6 protein-coding genes are annotated in these 9,977 nt (G+C 70.6%); all 6 read right to left on the bottom strand.

The annotated features are described in order from the left end of the window. Positions 1–90: 90 nt before the first annotated feature. The 6 genes from ACFVT2_RS39540 to ACFVT2_RS39515 all read right to left on the bottom strand — a co-directional run bounded on the left by ACFVT2_RS39540 (position 91) and on the right by ACFVT2_RS39515 (position 9,352). A complete protein-coding gene (locus ACFVT2_RS39540) occupies positions 91–369 on the bottom strand; it encodes a hypothetical protein (RefSeq protein ID WP_390026280.1) in 279 nt (92 codons plus the stop codon). Between the two features lie 576 nt (positions 370–945). After that, entirely contained in the window at positions 946–1,320 is a 375-nt protein-coding gene (locus tag ACFVT2_RS39535; protein ID WP_390026283.1) for a transposase, read from the bottom strand. Positions 1,321–1,479: 159 nt separating this feature from the next. Continuing rightward, on the bottom strand, positions 1,480–4,143 hold the full coding sequence (locus ACFVT2_RS39530; RefSeq protein ID WP_390026278.1) for a glycosyltransferase: 2,664 nt from the start codon (positions 4,141–4,143) through the stop codon (positions 1,480–1,482). Then, a complete protein-coding gene (locus ACFVT2_RS39525; protein ID WP_390026276.1) occupies positions 4,140–7,286 on the bottom strand; it encodes a glycosyltransferase in 3,147 nt (1,048 codons plus the stop codon). Before ACFVT2_RS39525 ends, ACFVT2_RS39530 begins: the two co-directional genes overlap by 4 nt. Next, positions 7,283–8,095, bottom strand: a complete 813-nt coding sequence (locus tag ACFVT2_RS39520) for a glycosyltransferase (RefSeq protein ID WP_390026274.1) — start codon at positions 8,093–8,095, stop codon at positions 7,283–7,285. Before ACFVT2_RS39520 ends, ACFVT2_RS39525 begins: the two co-directional genes overlap by 4 nt. A gap of 147 nt (positions 8,096–8,242) precedes the next feature. Further along, positions 8,243–9,352, bottom strand: a complete 1,110-nt coding sequence (locus tag ACFVT2_RS39515; RefSeq protein ID WP_390026271.1) for a hypothetical protein — start codon at positions 9,350–9,352, stop codon at positions 8,243–8,245. Positions 9,353–9,977: the final 625 nt, after the last annotated feature.

Raw genomic sequence — 9,977 nt, 5'->3', positions numbered from 1 at the left:
TAAGAAGGGCGTCCAGGCTGGTAGTCACACACGAGCCAACGGGCGCCCTTCGTCATGGTCGCGGCCAGCACGAACATCGGACTCATTCATCTAGGGTGCACTACCCGCTCCTGCCCGTGGTGGACTGGTGCGAGTCGTCACCGCCCGGTGTTCGCCGAGCGCACGGGCGAGTTGCTCGCGCAGTTGCTGGTTCTCCTCGGTAAGCCGCCGGATGCGGGCGTTGGCGGCTTCGAGCCGCCGCAGCAAGGAAGCGTCGGAGGTACGCTGACGTGCGGGAACTCGCGATCTGCGCTCCCGATAGTGTGCCGCCCGCAGTCGCTCGATCTCCGCCCACAGGTCCGGCTGGGCATAGAGCCACGACCGGGACACTCCGGCCCGCTTTGCACTCGATCGTCTCGCGGATCAACTCCTCGGCCCGATCTGCTGTTTCGGCCCTCTCCACGGTCTGGCCGACGACGTAGCGACTGAAGATGTCGATGATCACGTAGGCGTGGTACCAGATGCCCTTGTCCGGGCCGGGCAGCTTGGTGATGTCCCAGGTGAAGACCTGCGACGGACCGGTCGCCACCAGCTCGGGGAAGGTCCTGGCCGGGTGGGTGGCCTGGCGGCGCCGTTCGCCGTTCTGCCCGGCGGCGGACAGGATCCGGTACATCGTCCGCTGTGAGCACCAGTAGATTCCGGCGTCCAGCTCACGCGCCCAGACTTGCGCGGGCGGCAGGTCGGCGTACTCCGGCCGGTTCAACAGCGCCAGGATCTCTGCCCGTTCGGCCGGTGAGAGGGCCGAGGCGGGCGCGGGTCTCGGGGACGGCACGGGCTTCGGCTTGGGGTTGAGGCGGCGGTAGTGAGTGGCGCGCGAGCGTCCGGTCAGCCGGCAGGCCGCAGCGGTCCCCAACTCCCCCTGCACACCCACGAACGCCTCGTCGATCACGGGCGCGACGGCGTGCTTCAGCCCGCGCTCTCGGAGAGCAGTTCCAAGAGCGCGTTGGCTTTTCCCATGCCCTCCAGGGCCGTGTCCTTGCGGGCCAGGTCCTTCTCCAGCCGTGCGACCTGCTTGCGCAGCCGTTCCAGCTCGGCCTGCTCGGCCGCCTTCTTCGGCCGGGCCGCCGAGGTCCGCCGGTCGGCCAGGGCGTCCAGCGCGCCGGCCTCCCGGGCCTGGCGCCACTCGATGACGTGCGCGTGGTGCAGCCGCTCACGCCGCAGGATCGCACCCTTCTCCCCGGCCGGGGCGGCGTCGTACTCGGCAACGATCCGCAGCTTGTACTCCGCGGAAAACGTCCGCCGCTTCGGCTTCGGCGCCGGATCATCACCGGCGGCAGGTATCGGGGGGTGCTGGCCATGCTGAAGGAATCTCCTGTCTCGCCCATCCAGACTAACCCGACAAACCGGGTGTCTCAGTCGAAACTGTCAGAGAGGGGATTGGGGCGGAGCCTCTTGCTCGGTCACGCCAGCAGGACTCGTTTGCGGAGAGTCAACGTCCGGCTACCGCTTGCGTGTCGTTTGTCCGCCGTCCCTGACGTCCGGTGTGGCAGAAGCGCCTTGATACACCTTGAGTTGGGCTGCTGCGGCGGTGTTCCAGTCCAAGTGGCGTACGCGGGAAGGACCGTTGGCGCCCAGGGCGGCGCAGCGGGCCGGGTCGGTCGCCAGGGCGGCCAGCGCCGTTGCGTAGGCGTCGATGTCGCCGAGTGGAACGCGGACGCCGATGTCGTCGGTGACCAGGTCGCGCAGGTGAGGGATGTCGAAGGCGAGCACCGGTGTGCCGGTGGCCAGGGACTCGGCGGCGACCATGCCGAAGGTTTCGTAGCGGCTGGGCATGCAGACCAGGCGGGCCGAGGCGATGAGGTCGAAACGGTTCGGTCCGTCGATCCGCCCGAGCCAGTGGACGCGGGCGGAGATGCCCAGTTCGTCGGCGAGAGTGCGGGCGCGCTGGGCGTGCGGGCCGTCGCCGGCGATGTACAGGTCACCGGAAATGGCCGGGGCGGCCCTGGTGTAGGCGTGCAGCAGCAGGTCCAGGCCCTTCGAGGCCATCTCCAGGCGGCCCAGGAACAGTAGGTGGTCGCCGCGAGGAACAGCACGGCGGGCGAAGGCGGCCGGGTCGAGGCCGTTGGGGATGACCGCGATGTGTGCCGTGGCGTTGCGGCGGCGCAGTTCCGCGCCGAGGCCGTCGCTGACCGCGATGAGCGAGCTGTGCGAGGCGACGCCGCGCCGTTCGACGGCGTCGAAGGGCAGCCCGTACTCGCGGGCCTTGGCCTGCGCAGCCAGCGCCTGCACCACGCCGACGACGGGCCTGCGGGTCAGGTGCGGAATGCAGGCGGATGAGAACGGAACGCCGAACTCCTCTACGACGAGATCCGGGTCGTAGCGGCGGACCAGGCGGCCGAGAGTCGTGACGACCGCTGCGTAATAGGCGAGTTGGGGCGCGAAGCGGCGGTGGACGAGCGGGCCGAGACGGGCAGGCAGGGGCACGTAGCGGACCCCCTCGCGCACCGTCGCGGAGCAGCCAGGCCAGGGTGCGCAGACGACGGTGATCTCGACTCCGCGTGCGGCCAGCCGTCGGTTGACCTCGTGCGTCCGCATCGCTCCGCCGCCGGCGCCGGGCTGCTGGGGATCTTCGAAGCCCAGGTGGAGCACGCGGTAGGGGCCCGGGCGGCGCCGCCGCGGCCGGGCGGCGCAGGCGGCACACCCCACGGTGGCCAGTGCGGCTGCGGCCCACAGTGCGGGGTAGGGGCGGAGCGTCAGTAGTACAGCGACGGCCGCTGCGCCCGTGGCCAATGGGGCGAGGGATCCGGCGAGCGGGCCGAGCCCGGCGATCCGGCGGCGTGCGAGCGCCGTCGTGATGAGTGCGATGACGCCGGTGATGCCGGCCGATGCCCAGGCCAGGGCATGGAGGTCGGTGGCGAGGGCGGCGTAGAGGATCCCGCCGCTCAGGGTGGCAGCGGCCAGTGTGAGGGTGACGGTACGAGCCGGTCCCCATGCCTGGAACACGGTGGTCATCAGCACCGTGGTGGCGCTCGCGAAGCCGGCCAGGGCGAGCGGTGGCAGGAGCGCGGCGGAGGAGGCGTAGTGCTGGGGCAGGATCAGGCCGAGCAGTGGCCCGGGGCAGGTGGCGACGGTGGCGGTTACCGCGGTTCCGCTGATCCAGTGCAGTCGGACGGTCTCCCGGAAGTCCGTACTGCGGTGGCGGGCGGCGTTGGCGGGCGGGTGGGTTGCGGCCAGACGGGGAAAGACGACCGTGGCGAGGGCGGTGGTGAGGAAGAGCGGCACCCTGGTGAGGACGAGCAGGGCCTGGTAGGGCGCCAGTTCGGCGGAGCCTCCCCGCACCGCCGCGGCGACCACCACGTCGAGGGTGAACAGAAGACAGGCCAGGACCTGGATGCCGCCGATGGCCAGGGCCCGGCGCCACAGCCCGTCGTCATACGGCGCCCGGTCGTCCCGGTCCCCCTTCTCCTTCCGTTGCTCTCTGCGACCTGTGTTCCGGTCTCCATTCTGTCGTCGGGATCTCCTCCGCCTGCCCGCCGCCTCCTGCCTCCCTACGGCGGTGAGCCCGGCCGCCGAGGTGACGGCCGCACCGACGGCGAAGGCACCGATGGCACCCGCGCCGCCCCAGCCGGCCAGCACCGCGCCGAGGGTCACGGCCACCCGTACGATCACTTCCACCACCCGCAGCAGGGCCAGGCCCGCGAAGCGGCGGCTTCCCTGGAGGTGCCCGGCGCCCACTGAGTTGAGCCAGACCGTCACACATGCTGCCGTGAGTCCGGCGAGTGGGCCCGGGCCCGCGTAGGAGGCGACCGCACCGCAGGCGGCGGCGGCGCACAGGAGGGACAGCCCGAGCGATAGCCACAGGCAGGAGCGCACCGCCGACCGACGCCGCGCGCTGCCGGGCGAGGTGATCGCCACTTCGCGGGCCAGTACCCAGGGCACGGTGGCACCGGCGAGCGTCCCGACGCTGAGCAGGACCGAGGAGACGGAGGAGTACACCGTGAACTCGGCTGGGGGGAGAAGACGGATGAGGAAGAGCGAGAGGCCGTAGTTGCTCACTCCCACGAGCACGGCGGAGAGGGTGAGCAGGGCGGCGCCGCGTATCGCGTTCCCTCCCGGCTGATGCGCCGTGGGCGGGGTCGACGGGCGGGAGAGGGATACGGTCACCGTTCGCCCGCCCTTCCGGTGCCTGCCCCGTTCCCGCGCCCGGTGCCCGTCCCGTTTCCGTGTCCGATCCCGGTCCCGTCCTCGCGTGCGGTCTTGGCGACCAGTTCGCGCACGTCGTATACGCGCAGTTCGCCGGCTGTCCGTCCTGGTTCGCTGTGGACGAGCCGAGCGCGGCGCTCCAGCTGGCCGGCCAACCGTCGCCCCAGTCGGCCGTATCCCTGTGCCTGTAATTCGGTGGAGAGCACGACGTAATCGGCGTGTGCGCGCGCCAGGTCGGCGGGTGTCCGCCAGGTGGCCAGGCGGGTGCCGGGCAGGAGGAAGTCCGCGGTCTCCTCCTGTGCCGCGACGACGCTGTTGCGCGGCAGGTGTGTGCGGACCCAGGCCAGGGTGCGCCGGAAGGCATCGTCGTGCCGGGTGTGGACGCGTGCCCACACGAGGGCGTCCACGGTGAGCGCGACTACGGCGAGCGCGGTGAGTGGCCTGGCCGCCGCGGTGCGTTTGCGGCGGCGCGGTGGGGAAGCGGGGGTGCGCGCGGTGAGGGCGAGGTCGGCGGTGAGGGCGAGCGCGGCCGTGTTGGTGACGACCAGAGGGTAGAACATCTGCTCTTCCAGGGTGCCGAGGCTCATCGCGTAGGCCAGGTGCAGCAGGGTGCATACGGCCCAGGCGATCACCGGTGTACGTCCTGGCGGACCAGCGAGGCGCCGGGGCCGCCGGAGCCGCAGCCACAGGAGCCATGCCGTGGCTGCCGAACCGAGGGTGATGAGCGCGTACGGGACGGCGAACTGGCCGAGTTGGGCGATGAGCCGTGCGGTGAAGCTCACCGAGCCGTCGACGCTGTTGAAGCCGCTGATCTGTTTGATGCCGAGGGCGCGGGCGATGCCGTCGGTCTTCTGCGCCCACCATGCGGACCAGGCCCCGGCGGCCACGGTGGAGAGGACGTAGACCGCGTAGCCGGCGAGGGTGACGGCGGCCGCGGTCAGGCGCATGCTCCGGGCGGAGCGGTGCCCGGCCAGGGCCAGGAGCGTCACGGGTACGAAGGTCTCCAGGGCGTAGGGCTCTTTGGAGGTGACCGCGGCCGCGAACAGCAGTCCCGCGCCCGCGCCCGTGGCGATGCGGCCTCGGAAGGTGGCCGGTCGGCGGGCGAGGACCAGCCAGCCGAATGCGGCGGCGGCCACGGCCGGCGCCTCCAGGAGCACCCGGCTGTCGAAGCGGTTGAGGAACGGGTCCACCGCCAGGAAGAGTCCGGCGGTCAGTGCGATGGGCCATCGGACGGCGCGGCGCAGCAGCATCGTCACCGCGACCACGGCCAGCGATCCGACGACGGCGAGCACCGGTCGGAGCTGGAGGACCAGGTGCAGCAGGTCGGCGGAGCCCAGACCGGTGGTCCGCATGACGGCTGCCAGCAGTGCGAAGACCGCGGGTGGGTGGAGGGCGAAGAACTTCCCGTCGAACATCGGGCCGTGTCCGTCGGCGAGGTTGTGGCTGATGACGGTGTAGTAGACCTCGTCGACGAACACGTCGTAGGAACGCTGGACGAAGGTCAGCCGCAGCGCCAGCGCGAGGACGAAGAGGGCTAAGAGGGCTAAGAGGGCGCAGAGGGAGCGGGGGAGCCAGGGCGCGGCAGTCCGCGGGGCCGTCCGGGCAGCGGGGTGGTCCGGAGCGCGGGGGCGCTGGGGTTCCGACTGGGGGGACGGGGGGTGCGCGGGCCAGCCGAGGATGTCGCTGTGCCGGGCGAGGCGTATCGCAATGCGGTCGTCGCCGGGGTCCAGTCCGATGCGCTCCAGGACACGCTCGGCGTCCCGCTCGTCGGCGCCGAGCAGTAGCAGGCCGGGGTTGGGGCCGGTGGCGTCCACCAGGTCGGTGGTGCGCAGCCCACGGAGTTCTGCGCGTTGGAGCAGCGCGGCGGGTGCGGTGACCAGGGTGCAGGTGTCGGCGACGGTGCGGCGGTCGGTGCGGGTGCCGCGGCGCAGTCGGTGCTCTTCGGCGGTCAGCGCGGCGAGGAGGTGGCCGGCGGTGGCCGTCCAGGTGAACCGGGCGGCCCAGGCCCGGCAGTCCGCTTCCCACCGCGCGGCCTCCGGCGGGGTCTCGACGGCGCGCAGTGCCGTGGCGAGACCGGCTGCGAGGTCCGCTTCGGGTTCGAGGAGCCAGCCGGTGACGCCCTGCCGGATCGTGTCGCGTAGTCCTGGGACGTCGTAGGCCACGGCGGGTATGCCGGCTGCCGTGGCCTCCATCACGGACAGGCCCCATCCTTCGGCGCGTGAGGCGGAGGCGGTGATCCACGCGGATCGGACCAGCGCGTCCCGCTGTTGTGGCGGCACGCGGCCGTGCAGGACGACCGCTTTGCCGAGTCCGAGGTCGTCGACGAGCGCGCGCAGTCCGTCGTATGCCTCCCCGTCGCCGACGATGTGCAGTTCGGCGTCCGGTACTTCGCGGCGTAGCGCGAACATGGCCCGGACCAGGCGGTCGACGCGCTTCTGCCGGACGAGTCGGCCGACACACACGATCCGCGGTGCGGGGGCGCGCTGCCGCGGCACGAGGGCCGTGGTGGGCTTTGGGACAGGGGGCCGTGGAGCCAGGCCCGCGGGAGCGAAGTGTACGGGGCCGCGCAGCGTGAGCCGTCCACGGACCTCGGTTCGGGTGGAAGGCGAGACCGCGCAGACCGCCCGGCGGCCGTACACCAGAGAGCTGCCCCGGTTCTCCAGCCAGCGTCCAACGGCAGCGAAGGGCCGCGGGAACCACAGGGCGAACTGGCCTTGGTGGACGTGGTGGATGAGGAGCACCACGGGGGCTCGACGCGGGAGCACCAGAGGGGCGAAGAAGGGGATGCCGTTCTGGGAGTCGATCACGCCGTCCACGGAGCGGCGGTGGCGCAGCAGCCACAGCAGGACGAAGAGGTAGACGGTGAAGCGGCCGCCGCCGCGCACCACGGTGCCGTAGTCGGTGCGTTCGCGGTGGGCCGAGCCGCGGGGGCGGGCCGTCAGGAAGGTGACCTCGGCGCCGGCCGCGTGCAGCTCTCGGGCGGTCTCCTCGCAGTACAGCTCGGCGCCGCCGGCCTGGGGGTGGCAACTGTCCCGCCAGTTGCACACCACCACATGACGGCCCCGCCAGTCGCGGACCGCGGCGGAGGCGTCGTCCTGGCTCATCCCGCTCCCTCGGACAGGCGGGACGGGATGCGGGGCAGTGTGCGGTGCAGCCGCCACAGCTCCGCGGCCACCCGCCGGCCGTCAGTGAACGGGCGGAAAGTGGAGCCCTGTTGGTCGTTCCACACGACGGGGAACTCGGTCACGCTGAGCTCAAGGGCTCGGGCCCGTGCGATCACTTCGAGGTCGAAGGCGAAGCCGGTGGCGGTGACATCGGCGAAGAGCCGGCGCGCGGCCTGTGCCTGGAAGAACTTGAAACCGCACTGGGTGTCGGCGACCGGACCGGACATCCGGCGCGTCAGCATCCGGAAGCCGGCGCTGCCGAGCCGCCGCAGGGCGGGCTGGGGCACCGGGATGCGCGCTCCGTGACAGCGGCGGGAGCCGAGGACGACCTGCCAGCCGTCCCTCAGGAGGGCGAGTGCGTCGTCGATGGCGGCGGCGGGGGTGGCCAGGTCGGCGTCGCAGAAGCCGACCCATCGGGTCGCGCGGGTGGTGACCATGCCCCGGGAGACGGCTGCTCCCTTGCCGCGCCGGGAGCAGCCGGTGACGGTGACGGGGATACCCGAGGCGGAGAGCCGGTCCACGCACTCGGCCGTGCGGTCGCTGCTGCCGTTGTCGATGACGCGCAGCGCGGCGGTCAGCGGCAGGCTGCGCAGATGCTCGGAGAGGGCTTGCACGGTGGGGGCCAGACGGTGCTCCTCGTTGTAGGCGGGGATGACGAGTTCGAGGTCACAGGAGCCGACGGCCGGATCGGAAGCGGTTGCCGGTATCGGGACAGTGGCGCCTATGCCTGCCACCTGGGGCGCTTGCACTACAGGGGTCTCCTTCTTGCCATGCCCTGGGGCTCTTGCAGTACTGCGGTACGGCAGAGGGTTCTGGGCGGTCGCGTCGGAGCCGGTGGCCTCCGCCGCGCACGTGTCGACGTGGCGGGAGAGACCACCGGCTCCTGGTACCCGCGTTTACGGGGCGGGCGGTGCGGGGCTGAGGCGGAGGTGCGCGAGGAGCATGCCGGTGTCACCGTCCGGGTCGGCACTGAGCTCGTGGTCGAAGCCCGCACGTCCTGGATTGGCGAACCGCACCGTCACCTGGTCGATGCCGGCCGGAGTCCGGAAGCGGAGCCGGCGCTTGCGCCAGCCCGGTTCGTTGATCTTCGCCTTGGCAGGGGTTTCTCCCTGCCCGGTGTAGTACTGGATGTAGTCGTCCCAGGCCAGGGCGTTGCCTTCGGCGGAGGGATCTCCGACGAGGACTTCGGCCCGCAGGTAGGTGGGTGCGGAGAGCGGGCCCCGCAAGCAGTGGTAGCCGGTGTAGAACGACAGCTCGTACCAGGACCCGGGGCTCACTTTGACGGTCTGCTTGATGTACCCACAGCTCTTGGCCCCGTTGATGTCGACGATGTTCTCGTGCGGGACAAAGGGGAACTCGGTGTCCTCCGGGAAGTTTCCGATCGTGTCGCCCTTGAGCAGATCGATGAACGTGCCGGGCGCCCCGGTCTCCGAGGCGTGCCAGGCACCCTTGCCCTCGTACTGGCCCACCTTCCAGGAGCCGATCTGCCGGAGGCCCTTCGCGTACTCGGTGCCCTTGTTGTCGTACCACCCCTGCCCGGACACGAATTCGTAATGAACGAACCCGCCGTTCACGAGCAGGTTTTCGGACGGCTGCGGGAGGGTGATCTGGATACGCAGCGGAGCCTTGCTCTCGCCGATCTCGACCTGCCCCCAGACCAACCCGGGCATCGCGTCGTCGAGCACCTTGACACCGACCGCGTAGAACCCGCCGGCCTCCGGCGAACCGTCTTCGAGGTGGACGGTGTTCTCGAACCGCAGGAACCGACGTCCCTTGTCGTAGTCGAGGACGTGCAGCTCTCGGCGGACCACGGCCGGGGTGTTGTAGAAGACCTTTCCGCCATCGGGGAAGGTGACTCCTTCGGGCAGTGTGACGGCGAGCACAAGTTTCTCACCCTTGATGGGCTCGCTGTGAGGTGTCAGTAACAGATCGATCGAGAAGAAGCCGTACTCGCCCTGCTGCAGATTCACCGGCAGCGGCAATCCCTGGGCAATGATGAACCCCATACCTGTCCCCTCTCGCATGTCGGGCTGGGATGAGAGGAGACGCTACCCGAGGCAAAATCACCTGACGCGAAAAAGGTTTATTCTTCATTGAGGTTCGAGCACATCAGGCCACCGCCCTGGCGAGGCTTCCTCGCAGCAGCCGATGGCGCCGCGGGCGCGCGGTACTCTCCTTGCCGGCACCTCGTCAATGCGCTACGACCAGGGAGTCATTGATCCTGCACTACGGCTCGAATGCGGCGATCGCTCCGGAAAACAAGAACAAGCCATCTCGAATCGCCTGCGTCGCCTTGCGGGATCCGCGACCAAACGGTTCGCCCAGCTCCCGATGCATGGCAATTCAGCCAACGCCACGCGGATTTCCCTCGGCGCCTTCTTGCTCGCTCGCTTTTCCTCACCCGAGACTGGCCCGACCCGAGGGACCGGGATGCCGCCGCGGTGTCCTCAATCCGCAGGAACCCAGGTAGCAACCCCACTCCGCCGGGGCGAGGTTTTCGGAGTGGTTCCCCGACGTCACCGACGGCGGGTCGGAACTGAAGTCCGTTGGCGGCGCCCGCAGTCGACTACCGGAGATCGGCTCGTCAAGACCTCGACGCGCCACAGGCGCAGCAACGGCATCTATCCGAAC

Origin of the sequence: Streptomyces sp. NPDC058000 (assembly GCF_042886435.1) — a bacterium.
In the GTDB taxonomy this organism is placed as follows: domain Bacteria; phylum Actinomycetota; class Actinomycetes; order Streptomycetales; family Streptomycetaceae; genus Streptomyces.
The sequence above is the reverse complement of the archived record's forward strand: the minus strand, read 5'-3'. Positions and strand labels throughout refer to the sequence as shown.